Source organism: Cryobacterium sp. M15 (assembly GCF_002929675.1).
Classification (GTDB): Bacteria; Actinomycetota; Actinomycetes; order Actinomycetales; family Microbacteriaceae; genus Cryobacterium; species Cryobacterium lyxosi.
Window position 1 is genome coordinate 374,543 of sequence record NZ_PJJW01000040.1, and the last position, 24,828, is coordinate 399,370.

General features: G+C 62.7%; 20 protein-coding genes, 1 tRNA gene and 1 other RNA gene. 11 read left to right on the forward strand and 11 right to left on the reverse strand.

The window, feature by feature from the left end:
* Positions 1 to 65: 65 nt before the first annotated feature.
* Together CXY83_RS14900 and CXY83_RS14905 are read right to left on the reverse strand one after the other, a co-directional pair.
* A complete protein-coding gene (locus CXY83_RS14900; protein ID WP_104198076.1) occupies positions 66 to 3,161 on the reverse strand; it encodes a bifunctional [glutamine synthetase] adenylyltransferase/[glutamine synthetase]-adenylyl-L-tyrosine phosphorylase in 3,096 nt (1,031 codons plus the stop codon).
* Positions 3,162 to 3,199: 38 nt separating this feature from the next.
* On the reverse strand, positions 3,200 to 4,537 hold the full coding sequence (locus tag CXY83_RS14905) for a glutamine synthetase family protein (RefSeq protein ID WP_104198077.1): 1,338 nt from the start codon (positions 4,535 to 4,537) through the stop codon (positions 3,200 to 3,202).
* A gap of 115 nt (positions 4,538 to 4,652) precedes the next feature.
* Here CXY83_RS14905 and panB point away from each other — a divergent pair, with 115 nt between their 5' ends.
* Positions 4,653 to 5,531 carry a 3-methyl-2-oxobutanoate hydroxymethyltransferase gene (panB, locus tag CXY83_RS14910; RefSeq protein WP_104198078.1) on the forward strand — a complete coding sequence of 293 codons (879 nt, stop codon included), beginning with the start codon at positions 4,653 to 4,655 and terminating at the stop codon, positions 5,529 to 5,531.
* Positions 5,532 to 5,545: 14 nt separating this feature from the next.
* Here panB and CXY83_RS14915 read toward each other — a convergent pair whose 3' ends face one another.
* Positions 5,546 to 5,734, reverse strand: coding sequence for an SPOR domain-containing protein (locus CXY83_RS14915; protein WP_104198079.1), 189 nt, complete (start codon positions 5,732 to 5,734; stop codon positions 5,546 to 5,548).
* 12 nt (positions 5,735 to 5,746) lie between these two features.
* On the opposite strand from CXY83_RS14915, the gene map reads away from it, so the two are divergent.
* Positions 5,747 to 6,610, forward strand: coding sequence for a type I methionyl aminopeptidase (gene map / locus CXY83_RS14920; RefSeq protein ID WP_104198080.1), 864 nt, complete (start codon positions 5,747 to 5,749; stop codon positions 6,608 to 6,610).
* A 31-nt stretch (positions 6,611 to 6,641) separates the two neighbouring features.
* Positions 6,642 to 7,400: a polyphosphate--glucose phosphotransferase gene (gene ppgK / locus CXY83_RS14925; protein ID WP_104198081.1), complete on the forward strand. Its 759-nt coding sequence runs from the start codon at positions 6,642 to 6,644 to the stop codon at positions 7,398 to 7,400.
* 84 nt (positions 7,401 to 7,484) lie between these two features.
* On the opposite strand, the gene rnpB is transcribed toward ppgK, so the two are convergent.
* The 5 genes from rnpB to CXY83_RS17680 form a co-directional block, all read right to left on the reverse strand.
* An RNA gene (rnpB, locus tag CXY83_RS14930) (RNase P RNA component class A) lies at positions 7,485 to 7,879 on the reverse strand.
* Between the two features lie 47 nt (positions 7,880 to 7,926).
* Positions 7,927 to 8,664, reverse strand: coding sequence for a zinc ribbon domain-containing protein (locus CXY83_RS14935; protein ID WP_104198082.1), 738 nt, complete (start codon positions 8,662 to 8,664; stop codon positions 7,927 to 7,929).
* Positions 8,665 to 8,736: 72 nt separating this feature from the next.
* Positions 8,737 to 9,555, reverse strand: a complete 819-nt coding sequence (locus tag CXY83_RS14940) for a Nif3-like dinuclear metal center hexameric protein (protein ID WP_104198083.1) — start codon at positions 9,553 to 9,555, stop codon at positions 8,737 to 8,739.
* An 80-nt stretch (positions 9,556 to 9,635) separates the two neighbouring features.
* Positions 9,636 to 9,971: a hypothetical protein gene (locus CXY83_RS14945; protein WP_104198084.1), complete on the reverse strand. Its 336-nt coding sequence runs from the start codon at positions 9,969 to 9,971 to the stop codon at positions 9,636 to 9,638.
* An 887-nt stretch (positions 9,972 to 10,858) separates the two neighbouring features.
* Positions 10,859 to 11,008 (reverse strand): hypothetical protein, encoded by a 150-nt coding sequence (locus tag CXY83_RS17680; RefSeq protein ID WP_158251892.1) that lies wholly within the window; start codon positions 11,006 to 11,008, stop codon positions 10,859 to 10,861.
* Positions 11,009 to 11,267: 259 nt separating this feature from the next.
* Here CXY83_RS17680 and CXY83_RS14950 point away from each other — a divergent pair, with 259 nt between their 5' ends.
* Positions 11,268 to 13,139: a PA domain-containing protein gene (locus CXY83_RS14950; RefSeq protein ID WP_104198085.1), complete on the forward strand. Its 1,872-nt coding sequence runs from the start codon at positions 11,268 to 11,270 to the stop codon at positions 13,137 to 13,139.
* A gap of 385 nt (positions 13,140 to 13,524) precedes the next feature.
* Here the strand turns inward: CXY83_RS14950 and CXY83_RS14955 are convergent.
* Together CXY83_RS14955 and CXY83_RS14960 are read right to left on the reverse strand one after the other, a co-directional pair.
* A tRNA-Val gene (locus CXY83_RS14955) sits at positions 13,525 to 13,597 on the reverse strand.
* A 68-nt stretch (positions 13,598 to 13,665) separates the two neighbouring features.
* Positions 13,666 to 14,136 (reverse strand): peroxiredoxin, encoded by a 471-nt coding sequence (locus tag CXY83_RS14960; protein WP_104198086.1) that lies wholly within the window; start codon positions 14,134 to 14,136, stop codon positions 13,666 to 13,668.
* A 277-nt stretch (positions 14,137 to 14,413) separates the two neighbouring features.
* On the opposite strand from CXY83_RS14960, the gene aceE reads away from it, so the two are divergent.
* From aceE to CXY83_RS14995, 7 genes are all read left to right on the forward strand, one after another.
* Positions 14,414 to 17,140 carry a pyruvate dehydrogenase (acetyl-transferring), homodimeric type gene (gene aceE, locus CXY83_RS14965; RefSeq protein WP_104198087.1) on the forward strand — a complete coding sequence of 909 codons (2,727 nt, stop codon included), beginning with the start codon at positions 14,414 to 14,416 and terminating at the stop codon, positions 17,138 to 17,140.
* Between the two features lie 6 nt (positions 17,141 to 17,146).
* A complete protein-coding gene (locus CXY83_RS14970) occupies positions 17,147 to 18,352 on the forward strand; it encodes a CdaR family transcriptional regulator (protein ID WP_104129198.1) in 1,206 nt (401 codons plus the stop codon).
* A 60-nt stretch (positions 18,353 to 18,412) separates the two neighbouring features.
* Positions 18,413 to 19,900, forward strand: coding sequence for an amino acid permease (locus CXY83_RS14975; protein ID WP_104198088.1), 1,488 nt, complete (start codon positions 18,413 to 18,415; stop codon positions 19,898 to 19,900).
* 135 nt (positions 19,901 to 20,035) lie between these two features.
* Positions 20,036 to 20,956, forward strand: coding sequence for an ACP S-malonyltransferase (locus CXY83_RS14980; protein ID WP_104198089.1), 921 nt, complete (start codon positions 20,036 to 20,038; stop codon positions 20,954 to 20,956).
* A gap of 17 nt (positions 20,957 to 20,973) precedes the next feature.
* Positions 20,974 to 21,978 carry a beta-ketoacyl-ACP synthase III gene (locus CXY83_RS14985; RefSeq protein ID WP_104198090.1) on the forward strand — a complete coding sequence of 335 codons (1,005 nt, stop codon included), beginning with the start codon at positions 20,974 to 20,976 and terminating at the stop codon, positions 21,976 to 21,978.
* A gap of 59 nt (positions 21,979 to 22,037) precedes the next feature.
* Positions 22,038 to 22,286 carry an acyl carrier protein gene (locus CXY83_RS14990; RefSeq protein WP_104129202.1) on the forward strand — a complete coding sequence of 83 codons (249 nt, stop codon included), beginning with the start codon at positions 22,038 to 22,040 and terminating at the stop codon, positions 22,284 to 22,286.
* Between the two features lie 104 nt (positions 22,287 to 22,390).
* On the forward strand, positions 22,391 to 23,626 hold the full coding sequence (locus CXY83_RS14995) for a beta-ketoacyl synthase (RefSeq protein ID WP_104198091.1): 1,236 nt from the start codon (positions 22,391 to 22,393) through the stop codon (positions 23,624 to 23,626).
* A 151-nt stretch (positions 23,627 to 23,777) separates the two neighbouring features.
* Here CXY83_RS14995 and CXY83_RS15000 read toward each other — a convergent pair whose 3' ends face one another.
* Positions 23,778 to 24,299 (reverse strand): DUF3145 domain-containing protein, encoded by a 522-nt coding sequence (locus tag CXY83_RS15000; RefSeq protein WP_233200975.1) that lies wholly within the window; start codon positions 24,297 to 24,299, stop codon positions 23,778 to 23,780.
* Between the last annotated feature and the right edge of the window lie 529 nt (positions 24,300 to 24,828).

Here is a 24,828-nt window from a genome sequence, read left to right on the forward strand (position 1 = left end):
GCATCTTTGGATGCGGTCCCTTTTATATTGCTGAGTGAACTGGGTGGACAGCCTGGTGTTGACCGTCAACCGGCGTTTGGCCCGGGACGTTCGACGGGGCCGTAGAACAGGCGCTCGAATACGGCGCGGGAACGTCGGGTCACAGCGAGGTAGTCGTCCTCCAGCTGGTTACCCGACCCCGGCGGGTACTCCATAACCCGGGCGATGCCCTCGAGGGCGGCGCGATCAGTCGGCAACACATTCGAGGTATGGTTCGTCCAGAGGGTGATGGCCGAGCGAGCGCGGGACGCAAAGACCCACGCGCTGCGTAGCACCGCCGCATCCGCTGCCGGTATCAATGCGGCGCTGACTGCTTCCTCCAATGCCGACAGAGTAGACGTCGTGCGAAGCGCCGGAATCGCCGCGCCGTGCTGTAGCTGGAGCAGCTGAACCAACCATTCCACGTCACTGAGCGAGCCACGCCCCAATTTCAGGTGCCGGTTCGGGTCGGCGCCCTGCGGGAGGCGCTCGTTCTCGACCCGAGCCTTGATGCGACGAACCTCCCGCACAGCCTGCTCGCTAATGGCTGCGGGGTACCGCACGTCGTCGGCCACGGCCTCGAAGTCTCGTAGCAACGCACCATCGCCGGCCACACCGCGACCGCGCAGGAGCGCCTGCGCTTCCCAGGTGAGTGACCAACGGCGATAGTATGCCTGATAGGAGTCGAGTGAACGTACGACAGGCCCGTTGCTGCCTTCCGGACGTAATCCGATGTCCAGATCGAGCGGCAAACGCCCGTCTTCGGTGAGCCGATTGAGTTCGCGCACGATATACCGGGCACGGTCGTTGGCCGCTTCGGCGTCGAGACTACCAGCGCGGAATACGTACATGACGTCGGCGTCGGAACCGAAACCGAGCTCGGCACCGCCGAACCGCCCCATACCGATCACACCGAATTCAATTCCGTCGCCGCTCGACGTACTGTCATCAGAACCATCAGGACCACCCCGAACAATCCGGTCTCCCCCACGTATAGCTGCGATGACGCCCTGAATATAGGTGGCATTGACATCCGTCAGGCCCTGGCCCAGCTGGTCGAGATCGATCTGACCCAGAAGGGCTGCGAATGCCAGTCGCAGCATCTCACGGCGCCTTGCCGCGCGCAGAATAGTCGCGGCGGCATCCGAGCTTTCATGCCGGCCGAGGACCGCTCGGGTTTCGTCTTGGAGTGCTCTGAGCGGTCGAGGCTGCAAGTCGGCTTCGTCTTCGAGCCACGCCACCGCTTCAGGGATCTTCTCCAGCAGCTCGCCGATATAACGACTCCCGGACAGCACCCTGGTGAGGCGCTCGGCCGCACCCGAGGAGTCACGCAACATGCGCAGGAACCAATAGGTCGAACCGAGGTTGTCGCTCAGGCGCCGGAAGACCAGGAAGCCGTAGTCCGGGTCTGCCCCCTGCGACAGCCACTGCAGCAGGACGGGGAGGAGGTGTCGCTGAATCGCCGCGCGCCGGGACACTCCGCCGGAGAGGGCGGCGATGTGCGCCAGAGCGCCCTTGGTGTTCACAAACCCAATCGCCGCCAGACGAGCCTCGGCCTGTGCACTGGTCAGGTTCAGCCCATCGGCCGGCAGCGACGCCACCGCCGATAGCAGGGGGCGGTAGAAAAGGCGCTCGTGCAGGCCGCGCACCCTTTGTTTCGTCTCCGACCAGCGGGCGGTGAGTCCGGCAGCGCTGGTCGCCAGACCGGTCGAACGGGCCAGCACCCGCAGATTTGCCTCGTCGCGTGGCACCAGGTGGGTACGACGGAGTTTTTGCAGCTGCAGCCGATGTTCCATCAGGCGCAGAGAGCGATAGTCCTGAGCGAACTCGGTCGCTTCGGCTCGACCCACATACCCGGCGGTCGCCAGGGCGGCCAGCGCCGGGAGGGTGCCAGCCTGTCGAACGGCAGGGTCGGTCTGGCCATGAACGAGTTGAAGCAGCTGCACCGTGAACTCGATATCGCGCAGTCCGCCCGGACCGAGCTTGAGCTGAATATCAACCTCGTCGTCGGGGATATTGTCGGTGACGCGCTCCCGCATACGCTGGACCGATTCGACGAAATTCTCGCGGCCGGCGCTGCTCCAGACCTTGGGTGTGACCGCATCCATGTAACGGGCTCCGAGTTCGCGGTCACCGGCCAGCGTGCGGGCCTTGAGCAGCGCCTGAAACTCCCAACTCTTGGCCCAACGGTCATAGTAAGCCAGATGGGATTCGATCGAGCGTACGAGGGCTCCACTCTTGCCTTCCGGACGCAGGTTGGGGTCGACCTCCCACAGTTCTGGTTCGATGCCGGATTCGCCCAGGCCACGCATGATGAGCACGGCAAGACGGGTCGCGATCTCGACAGCCCGAGAACTTTCCAGACCGGCTGATTCGTCGCCGTCCGCGACGAAGATAACGTCGACGTCGCTCACGTAGTTGAGCTCGCTCGCCCCGGCCTTGCCCATGCCGATAATGGCCAGGCGCGTTGCGCGCACCTGGTCGGCAGCAAAGACAGCGCGCCCGGCCGTATCGCCGCTGCACATGGTGCGGGCAACCGCTAATGCGGCTTCGAGCGCCGCCGTGGCGAGATCGGACAGGGTACGGGCGATGCCGTCGAGCCCGGCAACCGGGTCGGCCTGTTCGAGGTCGAAGGCGGCGAGCTGCGCCAAGCGGCGACGGTAGCGCACCCTGAGAGCGATCCACGCTGCATCATCGACCAGGCGGGAGAATCCCTCGGTCGCGCCGACAGAGTCCAACAGGTCGCGGACCAGCTCGTCGACGCTCGGCAGCACCGTCAACGGCGTGACCAGAACCGTCAGTTCCACCGGATGCCGGAGGAAGAATTCGGTGATTCCGCTGGACGCTCCGACGACTTTCAACAGGCGCCCGGTCGCAGCCGGCGACTGGAGCAGTTCGAATAGTTCAGGCGAACCCTGCCGCAGCAGGGCGACCAACGCGATCAGCGCGGCATCCGGGCTTGCCGTTGCCGTGAGCAGCGGCAGCAATACCCGAGTATCGGTCAACCGGCCAGCTGAACCGGTGGCTCGGTGCGGGCTGCTCGCACCGAGCTGGGCAATCTCGTCGAGCCGAACACGCACGTCGGCAAGGTCAACGAAACCTACCCGAACGAGTTCGGTCAGGGTCAAGTGCAAACGCTCCATCGCGGGCGATTCCTTCGATCAGCGACACCACTGGCGAGTTAGAGCATCTCCAGGTTTTTTTGAAGTTCGAACGGGGTGACCTGTGACCGGTAGTCCCGCCACTCCTGCCGCTTGTTGAGCAGAACATAGTTGAAGACCTGTTCGCCCAGCGTCTCCGCGACGAGCTCGGACTCCTCCATGAATTGAATAGCATGATCGAGGCTGGCCGGCAGCTGCGTGTATCCGAGCGCACGACGCTCGGTGTCGCTGAGGCTCCACACATTGTCTTCGGCCTCCGGCGGCAACTCGTAGCCCTCCTCGATGCCCTTGAGGCCGGCGGCCAGCATGAGGGAGTAGGCGAGGTAAGGGTTGGCCGCGGAGTCGATCGCTCGATATTCAACACGGGCACTCTGGCCCTTGTTCGGCTTGTACAGCGGTACGCGCACCAGCGCTGAGCGGTTGTTGTGACCCCAGCAAACGAAGCTCGGAGCCTCATCGCCACCCCACAGTCGCTTGTACGAGTTCACGAATTGATTGGTCACCGCGGTGATCTCGGGGGCGTGCTTGAGCAGGCCGGCGATGAACTGGCGGCCGATCTTGGAGAGCTGGTATTGAGCACCGGCCTCGTAGAACGCGTTTGCGTCACCCTCGAACAGCGACATGTGCGTGTGCATGCCCGATCCGGGATGCTCCGACATGGGCTTGGGCATGAACGTCGCGTACACGCCCTGCTCGATCGCGACTTCCTTGACCACCGTACGGAAGGTCATGATGTTGTCCGCGGTCGTCAGAGCGTCGGCATAGCGCAGGTCGATTTCGTTCTGGCCGGGACCCGCCTCGTGGTGGCTGAATTCAACGGAAATTCCGAGGTCTTCGAGCATGCGCACCGAGCGGCGACGGAAATCGTGGGCGGTTCCACCGGGAACATTATCGAAGTAGCCGGCCGAGTCGACCGGAGTCGGACCGTTCTTGCCGTACTTCGACGACTTGAGCAGGTAGAACTCCACCTCGGGGTGGGTGTAGAACGTGAAGCCACGGTCGGCCGCTTTGGCCAGGGTGCGCTTGAGCACGTTGCGGGGGTCGGCGACGGCGGGCTGGCCGTCGGGTGTGGTGATGTCGCAGAACATGCGGGCGGTGGGATCGACTTCCCCGCGCCAGGGCAGAATCTGGAACGTGGTGGGATCTGGGTGAGCCAGGACATCCGCTTCAAAGGAGCGGGTGAGGCCCTCGATGGCGGAACCGTCGAACCCGAGGCCTTCGTTGAACGCGCCCTCGACCTCGGCGGGTGCAATGGCCACCGATTTGAGGGTACCGACGACGTCGGTGAACCAAAGCCGAATGAACTTGATTCCTCGCTCCTCGATGGTCCGAAGAACGAAGTCGCGCTGCTTGTCCATTCACGCTCTTTCTGATTGCTCCAACGGGGACGCACCTAAATAGCTACCGTCCTCAATACCTGCTGTCTAGGCTACTGGCTCCGAGCATGATTGCTCGCCTGACTACACTTGTTGCATGCCAGAGTTGACAGCACCAGAGCCCGATCCGGCGGGCGCCGATGCCGCCGTGCAGCACCCCTATAGCGCGGTTTCCGGGCCCAAGCGGGTACGCACGCGGCACTTTCAGAACGCGAAGGCCCAGGGAATCCCCATTACGGGCCTGACGAGCTACGACATGCTCACTGCCCAAATTTTTGATGCGGCCGGAATCGACTTTCTCCTGGTGGGCGATTCAGCCGGCAACAATGTCTTCGGGTACGAGACCACTCTCCCCGTCACGGTTGACGAGCTCATTCCTCTGACCCGTGCTGTTGCTCGGGCAGTGACCCGTGCCTTCGTTGTGGCCGATATGCCGTTCGGTTCGTACGAGAGCGGCGCGGATCAGGCTCTCTCGACCGCCGTGCGGTTCATGAAAGAGGCCCAGGCGCACGCGGTGAAACTCGAGGGCGGCCAGCGCAGCCATAAACAGATCAGGCGCATCGTCTCGGCTGGCATCCCCGTCATGGGCCATGTGGGATTCACTCCGCAAAGCGAACATGGCTTGGGTGGCCATATCATTCAGGGTCGTGGAGACGCCGCCGAGACACTCATCGCGGACGCCCTCGCGGTGCAGGACGCCGGCGCCTTCGCCGTTGTCCTGGAGATGGTACCGGCGTCCGTCGCCGCCCTCGTCACGGAGCGACTGTCGATCCCGACTATCGGGGTCGGGGCGGGGCCATCCGTTGACGGGCAGCTGCTCGTGTGGACGGACTTTGCTGGCATGACCAGTGGTCGAGTACCGAAGTTCGTGCGTCAGTACGCCGACGTTCGAGCGGTGCTGACGGATGCTGTGCAGCGGTTCACCGCTGACGTTGCCTCTGGGGCATACCCGGCAACAGAGCACACCTACGAGTAGCGCGCGCTCAACGGTTAGCGGGCGTCCCGAGCGTCGTCTTCCGACCACTTGGCGCTGTTGGCGCGCAGTTTCTCCAGAGCATGAACTGCCTCGTCCCGGGTAGGGAATGGCCCCACCCGATCCAGCGATGGCGACTGAAAACCGTGCTCCACTTCGCCCGTGCGCATGTTGTACCAGAATGCGTGTTCTTTGTCGTCGGCCATAAGCTTGATCCTATGCCTAAGGATTCGATCGGTCACCTCATCCCGGGAACGGTGTCATCGACCCGTTCCGTCCCATCACACATCGTTCGTCCAGAGTACGTGGGCAAGAAGGGGCCGAGCCCGTTCACCGGATCTGACGTCTATTCGACCGAAAAGATCGAGCTTATTCGTCACTCCGGCCGCATCGCCGCTGAGGCGATTGCCGCTGTCGGTCGAGCCATCGTTCCCGGCGTCACCACCGAGCAACTGGACCAGATCGGTCATGACTACCTGGTTGCCAACGATGCCTACCCTTCGACCCTGGGCTACCGCGGCTACCCCAAATCACTGTGCAGTTCGGTGAATGAGGTCATTTGCCATGGAATCCCCGATAACACGGTGCTCGACAATGGTGACATCGTCAACATTGACATCACGGCGTACAAGAACGGCGTGCACGGCGACACCAACGTCACGTTCATTGTGGGCGAAGCCACCGAGGAGGTGACGCTATTGGTCGAACGAACCAGGGAGGCGCTCGCGCGCGGCATCAAAGCCGTTGCCCCTGGGCGCCAGGTCAATGTGATCGGTCGCACCATCGCGTCCTACGCCAAGCGGTTCAACTACGGCGTTGTGCGCGACTATACGGGGCACGGCGTTGGCGAAGCCTTTCACTCCGGCCTCATCATCCCGCACTATGACGCACCGCAGTTCGACACGGTCATGGAGGTCGGCATGGTCTTCACCATCGAGCCGATGCTCACCCTGGGAACCAGCGACTGGGACATCTGGAGCGATGACTGGACGGTTCTCACCCGCGACCGTAGCATGACAGCTCAATTCGAACACACACTCGTAGTGACCGAGCGCGGCGCTGAAATCCTGACCTTAGCCTGACCCGGTTTTCGAATAGACAGAGGATCAACACATGACTGCAACGACGGCCATTGGAATCGACATCGGCGGCACGGGAATCAAGGGGGCGGTGGTCGACCTGGCCACCGGTGAGCTTTTGACCGACCGAGTGAAGTTGCCCACGCCCAAAGGGGGGCGCCCGCAGGACATCGTCGAGACAACTCGCACCCTGCTCTCCACCGTTTCGAAAGGCGTCGGCGACCTTCCGGTCGGCGTGTGTTTTCCCGCCGTCGTCAAGAGCGGTCACACCATGTCAGCGGCGAACGTATCGTCGAAGTGGATTGGCCTTGCCGCTGAAGCCCTGTTTGAAAAGGGCCTCGGTCTGCCGATTCACTTCGTCAATGACGCAGATGCTGCCGGTTACGCTGAAGCACAGTTTGGTGCGGCCAAGGGTGTCGCTGGCGTTGTGCTGTTGACCACGCTCGGTACCGGGATCGGTTCAGCCCTGTTGAACGACGGCGTGCTGGTGCCCAATACGGAACTGGGCCACCTGCAGATCGACGGGCATGACTACGAAACGCGCGCGGCTTACTCCGCCAAGGAACGTGACGATCTCAGCTGGGAAACGTGGGCCGCACGCTTGCAGAAGTATTACTCAACGCTGGAACGGCTCTTCTCCCCCGACCTGTTCATCGTCGGAGGAGGGGTCTCCAAGCACCATGGGAACTTTCTGCCGTTGCTCAATCTGAAGACGCGCATCATCCCCGCTGTCCACCGCAACAACGCCGGAATTCTGGGTGCGGCGGCTTTGGCTGCCCGCTTTCCGGGTTAGTCCGACAGCGCTACCCGACCCAGGCAGGTCCGCGTCGCTGCGGACCCGCCCGGGTGGGCGCCGGGTTCGTCGGTACGGTGGGGTGGAATGGGCCGGCTAGTACGCCGGGTTCTGTCCAGGTGTTCACACACCATCGACGGCCATCTATCTCGTGACTACGTTACCGCAGCCCTCTAGCGGTCTACCCGAAAGCTCGGCGAGCAGCCTTAGCGCTTTCTGTCTGACCTTGCTCCGGACGAGGTTTACCGAGCCGACCAGGTCACCCTGGCCTCTGGTGGTCTCTTACACCACCGTTTCACCCTTACCACCACACCCGACCCGAAGGCGGGGCGCAAATGGCGGTTTACTTTCTGTGGCACTGTCTCGCGGGTTACCCCGGGTGGGTGTTACCCACCATCCTGCTCTGTGGAGCCCGGACGTTCCTCGGCATCCGCGAGATCCGAAGATCCAACAAATGACGCGACCGTCTTGCCGACCCATTCCGAAGGTTGAGTCTACCGGGCGCGCGGCCCACCGCGAACCGTTATTAGATTCCGGACTCTTCGGTGCGTACCAGCACGGCACCACAGTCGGGGCAGAAGATGACCTCGTCGGCGGGTGCCTGGCGAACGTCGGCGAGGTCGCTCCCCGTGATGGTCATTGTGCAGCCGCTGCAGGTACGGGCTCGGAGCAGCGCCGCGGCGTTGCCATGGCCGGAGATACGCAACCGCTCGTAGAGGGTCGCGAGGTCATCAGGAATGGTGGCGGCTACGGCGGCTCGGTCGCGGGTCAGTTCGCCGAGCTGGCGCGTGAGGTCATGGAGCACCTCGTCGCGCGCGGACTCGGTCGCGCTCACGCGCTTGGCGATGGCATCGCGTTCCTGTGTTACGACGGCGACGGCCGCTTCATGCTCTTCCTGACGCTCCAACACGGCGATCTCGATCTCTTCGAGGTCGAACAGACGTTTTTTGAGCGAGGCGATTTCGGAGTCGAGAGCCTGGATATCCTTGACCGACGAAGTGTGCTGAAGGCGGTCGGTGTCGCGACTGATGCGCTTCTCAACAACCTCGACGTCGCTCTCGATGCGTCCCAGTTCGGTGCGTACGTCGTCTAGTTCGCCCGTTCGCCCGAGCAGCTTCATACGGCTGGCTTCCGCTTCGCGATTGAGCGCGGCCAGTTCGGCGTGCGCCGCGAGCGACTTTGACTGGTGCCTGATCTGAAGAACCTTGATATCCAGGGCTTGAAGCCGCAGAAGTTCCTTCTGCTGGAGTGGTGATGCCTTCACGATGTCCTGACCTAACGCTAAAAATGAGATGTGGTTCGAAAAAATAGGGAGACTGGGAGGTTAGTGCACGAGTCAATGCACAACGGCGAAATCCCAGGGATCGGTGTTCAGCTCACTCACCGTGACAGTGGTCCCGGGGAGGGCAGCTCGTAGCTGCACGGCAGCTGGTTCCAGCCAGAGCCATTCGCTGGCCCAGTGCGACACGTCCATCAGGGCGGGGCCGCCCGCGCAGAGCGCCTGCTCTCGGGCTTCGGAGGCAGGGTGATGACGCAGGTCGGAGGTGATGTAGACATCCGCTGTGATTACTCTGGGGTGGCGCAGTAACGAATCGCCTGCGCCGCCACACAACGCGATGGTGGTGACCGCTGCGGCATAATCGCCCGCGACACGCACACCTGACGCCGTAGCCGGCAATAGTGCCAGCATGGTGTGCGCGAGGTGTCCCAGCGTTGTTGGCTGGGTTAAACGTCCCACGCGACCAATGCCGGTGCCGGGGGCAACGCTCTCGGAAATGGGGATCACATCAGCCAGCTTCAGGTGCGTGGCAATAATGTCGGACACGCCGTCTGCGACAACGTCAGCGTTCGTATGCGCGGCCAGCAATGCGCAGTCGGCACGAATGAGCCGGCTGAGCAACGCACCCTTGTAGCGATCTTCGGCGACACTTGTGACTCCGTGCAAAAGCAGCGGATGGTGCGTCAGCAGCACGTCAGCCTCGGCCTGGATGGCCTCCTCGACGGTTTGGGACGTGGCATCAACCGCGAGATGGATGCGGCGCACCGGCCGCGACGGATTTCCGCTGACCAAGCCCGGCCGATCCCAGTCTTCAGCACCGTCGAGGGGCCACAGGGTATGGGCGACTCGAGTAAAGTCGGCTAGCGAGAATGACACTAGCTCAGCCTACTGGGCGACCGGCACTGGAGCTTCGTCGGACACGGAGCAACCCGACGTTCCATGTTCGACGAAAAGGCTCAGTAGTCGAATTCGTCGAACTGCGCAGCAGCCGATTCTTCCCGGGTCCAGGCGGCGGGGATCATGGCCCCGGTCTGGGCTTTGCGGTGCAGAAAATCGGTGGTCTCCGGTTCAACCAGTTCTGGCGACAGGCCGTCGGCCGTGACGCTCACCAGCTGGCTCGACGAACCGATCAGGAACTGGGCCCGCAGCAGACTTCCGTTATCGCCCATCACTGGGATATCGACGACATCCACTTGCCGGCGGTTGCAGAGCGCCTCCGCGTAGAGAAGGACCGCATCAGCGAGATCGCTGCCGGTTATTACTGAACCGCCAGGATGAAATATGCGTTTCATGATCGCCCCTCGAAAGCTCGCGGAAAATTCGCCTACGTCCAAGGTCCAGGGTCGCGCTGATAGTATATGCCCGGTCTACCCCAATGGGATGGAATTTTAGCTATCTCGCATGTTCAAACGTTGAGGCACGCCCCAGGTGCGTTGAGCGCATGCTGTAATTCCCGACGAACGATATCGCACTCGCGTATGGCGCGCTCCTGCGGGATGCCGAGGGCAACAAGATCAGCACGCGCCTGGGCGGTGGTGGTATCTCCGGCTCAGCCCTCGGTGCGAACCCGGAACGCGCTAGGCGAGGTGCTCGCGTACATCGCCTTCCACCCGCTGGGTCGTGCTGGCAGATGGTGGCTAAGTCTGCTGAATGTGGGCCCTACCGGGCTCGAACCGATGACATCCACGGTGTAAAGGTCCGGTCGCACACACATTCAATGAGGATCCGAAAGAACACGGGCTCTCGAGAGACTGCGCATTTGCGGTAACTTGCCCGACAATCCGGGATTGTGGCGAATTCTGCTGCTGGTCGTGACCCTGGGCTCCCGCGGACCGACGGCGTCAGGCCCTCATGAGGCCACAGAATGCAAGAGTCCATAGGACTTTCCCCCACGGGTTCTGGTCACGCTCTCGGCCGTCCTGCTGTCCGTTGACCCACGCTTTCGATTAACAAGCGTCCGGCAGAAATGCGGTGAGTTCCGAGTCACACTCGAACCCGCCGACAGCGTGACAGCCCGCGCCCCTGCAACCCGCGAAGCTGTGTCCCGAGCACAGACGCGCTCTCCAACCACCTGTGAGCGCTGCAGCCGCACCCCGGGCACGATTGATTGGTCACAGGAGTGGATCGAAACCCTGTGCCGCTGGCACCACGAGTCCCGGCGCACGTATAACCCCGAGGTCTAACGCCCGCGCCGGTTCAGGGCATCCAGCCGCACGCACGGCAGCGAGCACACATCGTCGACCGGAAGCCACGCTCGAACAAAACGAAGCGCCTGCACGATGCGCGTCGGATCGTAGAGAATCACCCGCCATGGTCCCTCGCCGTCCATAGCCAAGACCTCCAAAAGTGTCCCCATTGCGCTCGATGCACACGGCCCGCGGCGAGGGGGTGATTTCCGCGAGGCGCAGTTCATCGCCCGACAGAGAATTCGGTTCGAAGGCCACCGCGAGGGGTAGGCCATGGCGACGCATGCGCACCGCGTCGCCGTGGCGGCCACATCCTGGTCGATTTGTACTTCCTTGCCAAAGCGTGTATGGGCGGACTACGGTTCGAACATTCGATTTAAAATTCCGCACCGAAGGAGTGTCATGGTCAAATCACCTGCCATTCGCGCTGGACTGACGCTGGTGTCCGTCGCAGCGTTGATCCTCGCCACAACATCCGTTGCATCGGCCCGACCCGGGAACGACGGCGCGCTATCGACCGCCGACGGCGCTCGCGACGCCCATCAGCACGGCGAAACGGCCGGTCATCTGCCGGCAACACAGTCCAATATCAACGTAGTCTCCAAACTGAAGATGAAGAACGCGGTGCCCGAGAAGATCGCCGATGTGGGCGTCTTCAAGGACTATGCCTACCTTGCTGCGTGGGGCGTCGTGTCGTGCACCTACAACGGGGTGCACGTCGTGGATATCAAGGAACCCGCGAAGCCGAAGGAGGTCGCGTTTATCCAGTCCAAGGAGGGCAGCTACCCGGGCGAGGGTGTCCAGGCCCTTCAACTCGATACGCCAGCCTTTACCGGCGACGTGCTCGTCACCAATAACGAGAAGTGCAAGGACAAAGCAGGGTTCGGCGGCATGAATCTCTATGACGTGACGAATCCCGAGCACCCCACACCACTCGCCGTGGGCATTGGCGATTCAACAGCCGATGGTCAGGGCAAGAAGACCTCCAACCAGACCCACAGCGTCTTCGCGTGGGATGCCGGCGACAAGGCGTACGCGGTCATCGTTGACAACGAAGAGGGCACCGATGTCGACATTATGGACATCACGAACCCGAAGAAGCCGTTCCTCACCGCCGAATACGATCTGGACAAGACCTTCCCGCAGATCCTCCAGAACGCACCGTCGAACCTGACCGAGGTGTTTCTCCACGACCTCGTCGTCAAGCAGATCGCCGGAAAACAGGTGATGCTGTTGTCCTACTGGGACGCCGGATACGTCACCGTTGACATGACCGACGTGCACAACCCGATCTATGTCGGCGATACGGACTTCACCAACCCCGACCCGCAGCTTCAGGAGTCGGCAGGCCTGATCGAGAAGCCTGAAGGCAACGGCCACCAGGGCGAGTTCACCCTAGACAACAGGTTCGTAATCGGTGCCGACGAGGACTTCGCGCCCAACGGCGCGGAGGGCACCACGGATGACTCCGCGACACCGTTTCAGATCTCGCAGGGCAGCGACACACCGCAGCTGCAAGGCGGGGAGTCGCTGACCGGTGATGCCGTCTACGCGGGACAAGCATGTTCCGGTGATCCGGTTGTGCCACCGGCGCCGGTCACCGCGAGCGGCAGCCAGATCGCGATCGTCACCCGTGGTCTCTGCGCGTTCACCGAGAAGGTGGCGAACGTTGAAACGGCTGGCGGCTACGACGGAATCGTCATCATCAACCGCGAGGGTACCGACGGATGCGGCGCATTCGGGATGAGCGTCGCCGGCAACATCCGGACCTCTTCGGTCGACCGTCAAACCGGATTCGGTTTCTTCGACCTCGAGGCCTCCTACGATAACGCGGCCTGCCTCGCCGGCGCTGCCAGCCTGATTCCCGGCCTGAGTCTGGGCGCCGTCGGAGACCTCGTTTCCTTGCGCGCGTTCTTCGACGGTTGGGGTTATGTGCACCTCTTCGACAACTCGACGGGAAAGATGTCCGAGCTGGACACCTATGCAATTCCCGAAGCCATGGACCCTGCCTACGCTGTGGGCTTCGGCGACCTCTCGGTTCACGAGGTGGCCACGTCCAAACAGCGGGCCGACCTGGCGTACTTCTCGTATTACGCGGGAGGATTTCGAGTGACCAAAATCATCGACGACAAACTCGTCGAGACCGGTCGCTTCATTGACGAGGGCGGCAACAACTTCTGGGGTGTGGACGTGTTCGAGAACAACGGCGTCGAATACGTTGCGGCCAGCGACCGTGATTTCGGGCTCTACATCTTCCGATACACGGGCAACTGACCCGACAGCCTGATCTGAATTACCCACACGAAATCGCTCCTGAGAACCCCCTCAGGAGCGATTTCGTGCGTCACGGTGGCGCCGTAGGACGCGCCGGGCCATCTCGCCCTGCCGGGTCAGCGGGGCAGCACCAGAGCGCCGTCCATGTGACGGGGAATCGTCTCGTGGTGCTGAGCCCATGACAACCGAAACCCCCGTCGGGAAGCCGTTGAAGACCAGACGACCCCTGGTCGGTGCGAGCGTGTCGCTGATCTGACGCACGAGATCGGGCTCGTTGCTGCTGCGGTGCACGCTCACCGACGCCTCACCACCTGACAGGTCGATTTGCGAGCCGACTCTGCGAGGCGATACCCCAGATATTCTTTCTGAACAGGCGTTTTACTTGTGGGCCCTACCGGGCTCGAACCGATGACATCCACGGTGTAAACGTGGCGCTCTACCAACTGAGCTAAAGGCCCCGACGTCTCACTGTTCGGGTGTGTTCAGTATAGGTCAGTGTCGACGCAGGTTTGACGACGCGAGGGGGTCACAGGACGGGTGCGAGCTCTTCGAGGGCAGCCCGGTAGGCGTCAATCGAACGCGCCTCGCCCGGCGCGGTGATAAAACTGGCCCGAATAATACCGCTTGGATCGATCAGGAAAGTCGCGCGATTGGCGAACCCCTTCTCCTCGAGAAAGACGCCATATTCCTTCGCGACCGCGCCGTGCGGCCAAAAATCAGCGACCAGGTCAAACGAATATTTTTCCTGCTCACCGAACGCGCGAAGGGCGTGTCGAGAGTCGACCGAAATGCCGATCAGCTCGACGCCGCCGTCTTGGAACAGTGCAAGGTTGTCGCGCAATTCACAGAGTTCTCCGCTGCAGATTCCGGAGAATGCCAATGGAAAGAAAACGAGCGCTACTGACTTCATTCCTCGGTACTGACTGAGTTGCACGCTCTCACCGAACTGGTTGGTGAGCTTGAAATCGGGTGCCTGAGTATCGTTCTCGAGAGCCATTAATGCTCCTTTCCTGGTGCGCCGTTGACGCACGGATTGGCCGGTGACACACTCTAGCCCGGCAACGTGCGTGGTTTCACAGACCGCCCCGCTTGCCCGGGTGAGTTTTCGGCCGTTGGTACCCCCGTACGCGGACATCGAGTGAGATCTGTAGGCTTATGTGGTGCCACCGGTTGCAGTCCAACCTGCTTACTTACGGCACGTGCCCTCGTGGTGGCAAAGATTGCCCCCGCCCTCGGGACACCATCGCTGCATAACCCCCAGAGAGAGGTCGACCGTGACGGTCAACGACCAGGACCCGTACTCGAAGAACAACGCCGACTCCGATCCGGAGGAAACGGCGGAGTGGTCGCAATCCCTCGATTCGCTCGTTGCTGAACACGGCCACGAGCGCGGCCGCGAGATCATGTTGAGCCTCTTGAAGCGTTCGAAAGAGCTTCATCTGGGCGTTCCCATGGTTCCGACGACGGACTACATCAACACCATCGCCCCGGAGAACGAACCCGACTTTCCGGGTGACGAAGATATTGAGCGTCGCTACCGGGCGTGGATTCGCTGGAACGCTGCCGTTCTGGTGCACCGCGCGCAGCGCCCGGGCATTGCCGTGGGTGGCCACATCTCCACCTACGCGTCCTCCGCTGCCCTGTATGAAGTTGGTTTCAACCACTTCTTCCGCGGTCAGGACCACCCGGGCGGTGGCGACCAGATTTTCATTCAGGGCCACGCCTCCCCCGGCACCTATGCGCGCGCCTTCCTCGAAGGCCGGCTGACCGAGAACCAGCTCGACGGTTTCCGTCAGGAAAAATCGCACGCCCCCGATGGCATCTCGTCATATCCGCACCCGCGCCTCATGCCGGAATTCTGGCAGTTCCCCACCGTCTCCATGGGTCTCGGCCCGATCAATGCGATCTATCAGGCGCAGCTCAACCGCTACCTGACCAACCGGGGCATCAAAGATGCCAGCGACCAGCAGGTCTGGGCATTCCTCGGCGACGGTGAAATGGACGAGGTGGAAAGCCGCGGCCAGCTGCAGGTTGCCGCTAACGAGGGCCTCGACAACCTCAACTTTGTCATCAACTGCAATCTTCAGCGCCTTGACGGCCCCGTTCGCGGTAACGGCAAAATCATCCAGGAGCTCGAAAGCTTCTTCCGTGGTGCTGGCTGGAACGTCATCAAGGTGGTCTGGGGCCGGGAGTGGGACAGCCTCCTCAAGAACGACGTAGACGGCGCCCTGATCAACCTGATGAACGTCACGCCCGATGGTGATTACCAGACGTACAAGGCCGAAAGCGGCGCCTACGTGCGCGAGAATTTCTTCGGCCGTGACCCGCGTGCGCTCAAGCTCGTCGAGCACCTCAGCGACGACGAGGTCTGGAACCTCAAGCGCGGTGGACACGACTACCGCAAGGTCTATGCCGCGTTCAAGGCCGCTTCGGAGCACACCGGCCAGCCCACCGTCATCCTGGCGAAAACGGTCAAGGGCTACGGCCTCGGTCCGAGCTTCGAGGGTCGCAACGCGACCCACCAGATGAAGAAGATGACCCTCGACAACCTCAAGTCGTTCCGTGACAGCATGCACGTACCGATCACGGATGCCCAGCTCGAGGAAAACCCCTACCTGCCGCCGTACTACACCCCCGGCGACAAGGACGAGGCGATCGAGTACATGCACGAGCGTCGGCGTGCGCTCGGCGGCTATCTGCCGGAGCGACGCACCACCCACACCAAGCTCAACCTGCCCGGGGATGAGACCTACGCGGTCGCCAAGAAGGGGTCGGGAACCCAGGAGATCGCCACGACCATGGCGTTCGTGCGTCTACTCAAGGAGTTGTTGCGCGCCAAGGACTTTGGAAACCGCATCGTTCCGATCATCCCCGACGAGGCTCGTACCTTCGGCATCGACGCGTTCTTCCCCAACGCGAAGATCTACAACCCCAACGGCCAGCACTACACGTCGGTCGACCACGCCCAGCTGCTCGCCTATAAGGAGAGCCCGCAGGGCCAGATTCTGCACGTTGGCATCAACGAGGCCGGCGCCGCCGCTGCTTTCACCAATGTGGGCACGTCGTATTCCACGCAGGGCGAACCGCTCATTCCGGTTTACGTGTTATACTCCATGTTCGGTTTCCAGCGCACCGGCGACGCTTTGTGGGCCGCCGGCGACCAGATGAGCCGCGGGTTCATCGTCGGTGCCACGGCCGGGCGCACGACGCTGACCGGGGAAGGTCTGCAGCACGCCGACGGTCACTCGCCACTGCTGGCATCGACCAACCCGGCCGTCGTCTCCTACGACCCGGCGTACGGGTACGAGATCGGCCACATCGTGCGCGCCGGACTTGAGCGCATGTACGGCGGCACCCACACTGACCCGAACGTCATGTACTACGTCACGGTCTACAACGAGCCGGCCGTACAACCGGTCGAACCCGCCGATGTCGATGTGGACGGCATCCTGCACGGTATTCACCGGGTTAGCGCATCTGCTGTCGCCGGACCGAAGGCGCAGTTGCTTGCCTCCGGCGTCTCCGTACCGTGGGCACTGGAAGCTGCGCAGCTGCTCGCCGATGACTGGGGTGTCTCGGCCGACGTCTGGTCGGTCACCTCATGGACCGAACTGCGCCGCAATGGTCTCGCCGCTGAGGAGCACAACTTCCTCAACCCCGACGATGAGCCCCGTATCCCGTATGTCACCACGAAGCTCCAAGGCGCAGCCGGTCCCTTCGTCGCCGTGTCCGACTTCATGCACGCCGTTCCAGATCAGATTCGACAGTTTGTTCCGGGCGACTTCGCGACACTCGGTGCCGACAGCTTCGGCTTCTCGGACACCCGTCCGGCGGCACGCCGATTCTTCAAGATCGACGGTCCGTCTATGGTCGTGCGCACCCTGGAGCTGCTGGCTCGTCGCGGCGAAGTAGACCGCAGCCTCGCGGGCCAGGCGATCGCCAAGTACCGCCTGCACGATGTGAGCGCGGGCACCACCGGCTCTGCCGGGGGCGAGAGCTAAGAAACCGTGGCACCGGCGCCCAAAACGAAAGAACAGACTCTCAACTGGTTACGCACCATCTCGGGTGAACTGTCGACTCAGACGCTCAAACGACTCGAAGACACGCTGTCCTGGTATGGCGACATGCCACCAGGGCGGCGGTCCGCCGTCGGCCTGGTCGCCCAGGCCGGGATCACGAGTTTCATCTCCTGGTTCGACGATCCACGGTCAACGCCGTGGATCGCCGCGGACGTCTTCGGTGCTGCCCCGCGAGAGTTGCTGCGCTCGGTGAGTCTGCAGCAGACGCTGCAACTGATCCGCGTGACGGTTGAGGTCGTCGAGGAGCGCGTCAAGGACGGCGGCGAGGCCCTCCGCGAAGCGATTCTGCTCTACTCGCGAGAGATTGCCTTCGGAGCAGCAGATGTCTACGCTCGGGCTGCCGAGGCACGCGGGCTCTGGGACGCGCGACTCGAAGCTCTCGTCGTTGATTCCATTCTCAGCGGTGAATATGACGACGAACTGCCCAGCCGGATCGCCGCCCTGGGTTGGCACGGCCACGGCGAAGTGTGCGTCTTGGTCGGCACTACCCCGCAGATGCTCGACGTCGACCAATTGCGCCGAGCCGCCCGGCACATGGCCGCCGACGTCCTCATCGGCGTACAGGGAAACCGCCTCGTGCTCGTGATCGGTCGCGCACGCCCCGCCCCGGCAGACAGCGACGACGTCGGCACGGCCGCAGCGCTCACTTTTATGGAGATCGCCATGCAGTTAGAGCCGATCTTCGGCCCTGGGCACCTGGTGCTGGGCCACGAGGTTCCCAACCTTGTGGACGCATCAAAGAGTGCCAAGGCGGCGCTGGCCGGTTTCGCCGTCGCCCGCTCATGGCGCAACGCTCCACGGCCAGTGCAGGCCGACGACCTGCTCCCCGAACGTGCCCTGGCCGGTGATCCGCTCGCTCGCGCCACACTCATCCATCGCATCTATCGACCCCTGCAAGCGCACTCTACCGAGCTGCTCACCACTCTGTGGTGCTACCTCGACAACGGCCGCTCGCTGGAGGCAACCGCGCGTGAACTATTCGTGCATCCCAACACCGTGCGGTACCGCCTGAAACGAGTGTCCGAAGTCATCGGCTACGACGCCACGGGAGCCCGCGAGGCGCTCATTTTGCAGTCCGCGCTGATCATCGGTTCGATCAGCGACCACGATGGGTCCAGCCGCCGCCGCTCATGAAGGTCCGCGATTTCATAGCGCGGGGAATGAGAACTGCCCTATTCAGACTTGGAGCGTGTCATGCCGCCATTCCCGAAATCCGCGACCGAAGGTGCTGCGAAACCGACTGGAGCCGCCAGCGTCGCTCCACAGGCCAGTGAACTGACACGCAGCCTCAAACCCCGTCACCTCTCGATGATCGCGATCGCGGGAGTAATCGGAGCCGGCCTGTTCGTGGGTTCCGGAGCGGCGATCCAGCAAGCCGGCCCCGGAATTCTGGTGGCCTACGCCGCCGCGGGCCTCGTCGTCATTCTGGTGATGCGGATGCTCGGCGAAATGGCGGCGGCGAGCCCGGAGACCGGGTCGTTCTCGGCCTACGCCGACCGGGCTCTCGGCCGCTGGGCCGGGTTCAGTATCGGCTGGCTCTATGCCTGGTTTTGGATCATCGTCCTCGGGATCGAGGCAACCGCGGGCGCGGCGATCGTGCATCGTTGGGTACCGGAGGTCGATCAATGGGTATGGGCTCTCCTGCTCATGGTGCTACTCACCTTCACAAACGTGGCGTCGGTGAAATCGTTTGGGGAGTTTGAATTTTGGTTCGCTTCCATCAAGGTGGCGGCCATTGTGGTCTTCCTGGTGCTGGGCATCGTGGCCATCCTCGGCTTCATGCCCGGTGTGTCTGCGCCCGGCCTCGACAACCTCATTGATCGTGGCGGATTCTTTCCCAACGGTGCGGGAGCGGTACTCGGTGGAGTGCTCGTGGTCGTCTTCTCCTTCTTCGGCGCCGAGATTGCGACCATCGCCGCTGGGGAATCACAAAACCCCGTGGCCGCTGTTCGTCAGGCCGTGAGGTCCACCGTGTGGCGAATCCTGATCTTCTACATCGGCTCGATCGCCATTGTCGTCACCCTGCTGCCCTGGGACAGTGCCTCCGTAGCGAAGAGTCCGTATGTGGCGGCCATCGAGCTCTACGGGATTCCCGGTGCAGGCACGATCATGGACGTGATCGTGCTCACTTCCGTTCTGTCCTGCCTCAACTCCGGCCTCTATACCGCGAGCCGAATGTTATTTTCGCTCTCCACCCGCGGCGACGCTCCCCGTTCCTGGGGAAAGATCTCGGCCCGTGGGGTGCCGCGCAGCGCCGTGCTCGCTTCGACCATCGTTGGGTTTGTGACCGTCGGTCTCAACTACCTTGCCCCTGACACCGTATTCCTATTCCTGGTGAACACCTCCGGCGCCATCGCCTTGTTCGTCTGGCTCGTGATTGCGGCTTCGCAGCTGATCCTGCGTCGCCGAATGGGACCGGATGCCGCCAGAGCGCTCTCGCTCAAAATGTGGTTGTTCCCGTACCTCACCTGGTTCACCATCCTCAGCATCCTCGCCCTGCTTGCGGGCATGTTGATCATCCCGGCAACGCGCGAGTCGCTCGCGCTGTCCCTCCTGCTGGCCGGGCTGCTCGTGGGCGTAGGTCTGTGGCGGTACCGGGGTGGGCGTGGAGCGAGCGGCGTAGCCGACGCCCACACGACGGCCGGCGCGGCGCATTCTGAATCGGCCCACGACCGGGAATGATCCCGCCACCGATCACGAGCTGAGAAATCAAAATCCCTCCCCGAGGGCTCAGGCTGCAGGAATCTACAAAGGTTTTGGAAATACTTAGTGCCATCTGTACATTCATTTCCGGGCCCCGATTGGAAGACTGAGTAAGTGATCGTTGTCGTCTGCCCGGGTCAGGGCTCCCAAACTCCCGGATTCCTCGAACCCTGGCTGGCTCTGCCTGCCTTCGATGCCGGCTTACGGCAAATCTCGAGCGACGTCGACCTAGACCTCGTCACCCACGGCACGGTCAGCGACGCCGATACCATCCGCGACACGGCGATTGCCCAGCCCCTCATCGTCGCCGCAGGCATCCTGACGCTTGAAGCGCTGCTCACGGATGGTCGCCGAGACCGCGTTGCCGGGATCGCCGGGCACTCGGTCGGAGAACTCACTGCCGCCGCGGGCGCGGGCATCCTGAAAACCGCCGATGCGGTGCGATTCGTTCGAGAGCGTGGCATGGCAATGCAGGCCGCCGCCGCGCTCGTCCCCACCGGCATGAGCGCCGTGATCGGTGCAGACGAGACCGAATTGCTCACCCGGGTGGCCGAGCTCGGCCTCGAACCCGCCAACTTTAACGGCAGTGGTCAGATCGTCGTCGCCGGGGCACTCGACGCTCTCGCCGAACTTGCCGCGGCTCCCCCGCACCGCGCCCGAGTCATCCCGCTCCAGGTCGCCGGCGCATTCCATACGCGTTATATGCAACCGGCCGTCGAACGGATGACCGTGGTTGCCGGCTCGCTCAACCCCAACGATCCCACCCTCCCCATCTGGACCAATCGCGACGGAAGCCAGGTAGCCACGGGCATCCGTTTTCTGGACCTGCTCGTGGGTCAGGTGTCATCGCCGGTACGGTGGGACAGGTGCATGGAGGCTTTCGCCGGAGCGGGAGTCACCGGAATCATCGAGATCGCACCCGCCGGCGCGCTCGTCGGTCTTGCAAAGCGAGCCCTCAAAGGCGTTCCTACCGTCGCCATCAAGACCCCGGACGACCTGCCCGCCGCTTGGGCCATGATCGACCAGCAGTCCTGAAACTGATAAGAGAGACAATGACCAAGCCAACACTGAAGCAGTCCCACGGGGCGCAGTACACCCGAATCCTCTCGATCGGCGCCGCCCGCGGCGACCTCGTCGTACCCAATGACGAACTCGTCGCAGCGATTGACTCCTCCGACGAGTGGATCCAGCAGCGCACCGGCATCATCACCCGCACGCGTGCCAGCCAGAACATCGAAGCAATCGACATGGCAACGGATGCCGCCCGCGAAGCCATCGAGAAAAGTGGCATTGACCCGGCGCTCATTGATGCCGTGATCGTCGCCACCATCAGCAACGGACGCCAGACACCATCAATGGCCGCCGTTTTGGCCGACCGTGTTGGCAGCAATCCTGCCGCAGCTTATGACATCAATGCAGCCTGCGCCGGATACGCCTACGCCATCGCCCAAGCCGATGCGCTCATTCGCACGGGGGCTGCCCACTACGCCCTCGTCGTGGGCGCTGAGAAGCTCTCCGACCTCGTCGACCCCGGAGACCGCAGCATCTCATTCCTGCTCGGCGACGGTGCTGGCGCTGTCGTCATCGGCCCGAGTGACTATCCGGGCATCTCCACAACGGTGTGGGGATCGGATGGATCCAAGGCAGACGCGATTCACATGAATCACACCCTGCAGGAGTACCGCCGCGGCGAGGCCGACTGGCCAACCCTGCGTCAGCAAGGGCAAACTGTCTTCCGTTGGGCCGTTTGGGACATGGCGAAGGTAGCCAAGAAAGCCCTCGAAGTAGCCGGAATCGAGAGCGCCGACCTCGCCGCGTTCATTCCCCACCAAGCCAACATGCGTATCATCGATGAGTTTGCCAAGCAGCTGAAGTTGCCGGAATCCGTCGTCATCGCCCGCGACGTCGCCACGACCGGTAACACGTCGTCGGCCTCAATCCCCCTCGCCACCCACCGCCTGCTCGAGGAACACCCAGAGCTCAGCGGCGGACTCGCGCTGCAGATCGGCTTCGGTGCCGGACTCGTGTTCGGTGCGCAAGTCGTTGTGCTGCCCTAACCTATCCACCCTCTAAACTAAGTCTCGGTCAACCGAGACACCCTCAAGGAGAAAATAACATGGCATTGTCCACCGCAGAAGTTCTGACCGGCCTGGCCGAGCTCATCAACGACGAGACCGGAATTGCAACCGACACGGTTGAGCTGGGCAAATCGTTCACGGACGACTTGGACATCGACTCCATCTCGATGATGACCATTGTCGTCAACGCAGAAGAGAAGTTCGACGTGAAGATCCCCGACGAAGAGGTCAAGAACCTCAAGACCGTCGGCGATGCCGTCGAGTTCATCGTGAAGGCACAGGACTAGACCCAAGACTGAACCGGGTCGGTCGGAAAACGGCCGACCTGTTCATTGGGCTGGTGCCACAACGCACCGGCCCACACGTTTGTCGTTCCATGGAGAGTTGACTTATGACCAAGAAAATCGTTATCACCGGCATCGGTGCCACTACGCCGCTGGGCGGCACGGCGGTCGACACCTGGACCGCCCTTCTGGCCGGCGAATCGGGTGCAACCACCCTCGAGCAGGCCTGGGTCGCTGAAACAGCGATCCCCGTAACTTTCGCAGCACAGGCACGCGTGAAAACCGTGGATGTTCTGCAGAAATTTGAGGTCAAGCGTCTTGACCCATCCAGCCAATTCGCCCTGATCGCCGGACGCGAAGCGTGGGCCGATGCCGGCTCCCCCGAGGTCGAGCCTGAGCGCCTCGCCGTGGACTGGGCGACCGGGATCGGCGGAGTGTGGACCCTGCTGGATGCATGGGACACCCTGCGCGAACGCGGCCCGCGTCGCGTGCTGCCGATGACCGTGCCGATGCTCATGCCCAATGGTCCGGGGGCGGCCATTGGAATGGACCTGCACGCCCGTGCCGGCATCACCACGGTGGTTTCCGCGTGCGCGTCGAGCACCGAAGCGCTGATCAACGCGTACAATCGCCTGCAAGCCGGACTGGCCGATATCGTCATCGCCGGAGGCTCAGAAGCAGCTATCCACCCCCTGCCGATCGCGTCGTTTGCAGCGATGCACGCCCTGTCGACCCGGAACGACGACCCGGCTACCGCGAGCCGCCCGTACGATGTGACTCGTGACGGTTTCGTTCTCGGCGAGGGTGCAGCCGCCCTCGTCATCGAGACCGAGGAGCATGCAAAGGCGCGCGGCGCCCACATTTACGCCGAGCTGCTCGGTGGCGTTGTCAACAGCGATGCATACCACGTGACCGCGCCGGACCCCGAAGGATCGGCGGCCGCCCGCGCAATGCGCTCGACCATCGAGAACGCCGGAGGGACCCTCGCCGATGTCTCTCACATCAACGTCCACGCCACGAGCACCCCGGTTGGTGACATCGCCGAGTACAACGCGCTCAAGCGCGTGTTCGGCGATCTGCTCGACGGCATCCCGGTCTCGGCCACGAAGGCATCAACCGGCCACCTTCTCGGTGGCGCTGGCGCTCTCGAAGCCTTCTTCACGGTGAAGGCTCTCGACGAGCGCATCGCGCCGCCGACGATCAACCTCACGTTGCAGGATCCGGAGATTCCCCTTGACGTGGTCACCACACCGCGCGCCCTGCCGGCCGGAGACCTACTCGCGCTGAGCAACTCCTTCGGCTTCGGCGGCCACAATGCCGTTGTAGCGTTCCGGTCGATCTAAAAGTCCGGTAGAAGAGAATGACCCCGCCCGGGTGCGGGCGGGGTCATTTCTGTCAGGCGGGTCGCCTGACTTCGCGGGGTTGCCACCGGGAACGACGCTGATCGACGGGTGGCGGCTTAATGGGCGAACTGCACGCTCGAGAAGTGGCTGATCAACCGACCTGGTGCAGCCAGACCACGGCGTTCAGGTCGCTCGCCTGCCGAAACGGTTCAAGTTCGTCGTCCCAGGATTGCCCGAGGGCCAGGCGCAACTGCCGGTGCAGCTCGATGGCGTTAGCCCCCGCACTCTCCATGGCGGATCGAATGCGATCTTCCGGCACGACCACGTTACCCACGCTGTCGGTCTGGGCGTAGAAGATACCCAGCTCGGGCGTGTGCAACCAACGTCCACCATCCAAACCTGGTCCAGCATCTTGGGTGACTTCAAAGCGCAGCTGTTCCCAGCCGCGCAGAGCGGATGCGAGCGCGGCACCGGTACCCGAAGACCCTTCCCAGTAATACTCCGCCCGGTGGGATCCGGGCAGAGCTGGCTGCTCTGACCAATCGAAGTTGACAGCCTCCCCGAGGGCCCGACCGGCAGACCATTCAATATGAGGACAGACCGCTCGCGGAGAAGAGTGCACAAAAAGCATCCCCCGCGCAATCGGCGCCCGACGGTTTGGTACTGCATCCATCGTGTTTCTCCGTTCCTAGTAGGTTCGTCTTCCCCAACGACCTCGAAACGACCGCGCCTTCAACTCAGAGTTGAAGCACGATGGCGAATATTAAATTATTCGGTAGCTGGATACCAGCGTTCCGATATCGTCATTATGCCCCAGCGACCTGCACATTCACAAGGACACCGATAGTGAACCCGCGCTGTGTAGAGGCTCAGTTTCGTCGGCCCAGCGTGTTCACCGCCACCAAAACGACGCGTCAAAGCCGTTCAACGCCACACCGCGCGGGTCGAGCTCGCCGAGACCGCCAGGTCTGCGTAGGGTCGTAGATGAGCGGCCGATAGATCGACTCCGGTCGCGAGCGTTTAACCCTCCGGGTTCGAGCGAAATCTGTCGTGCGCTCCGCGCAGCGACTACCAGATGCCGGCCTAGCGAGTGCGTGCGTGCGTTGGATCGTGCTCAGACTCGAAATTTGTTTATTTTGGCAATTGGATGCGGCTGGGCCTGTTAGTGCAGGTCCGGCCGCTTTTTTGCGCGCATTGTGCGC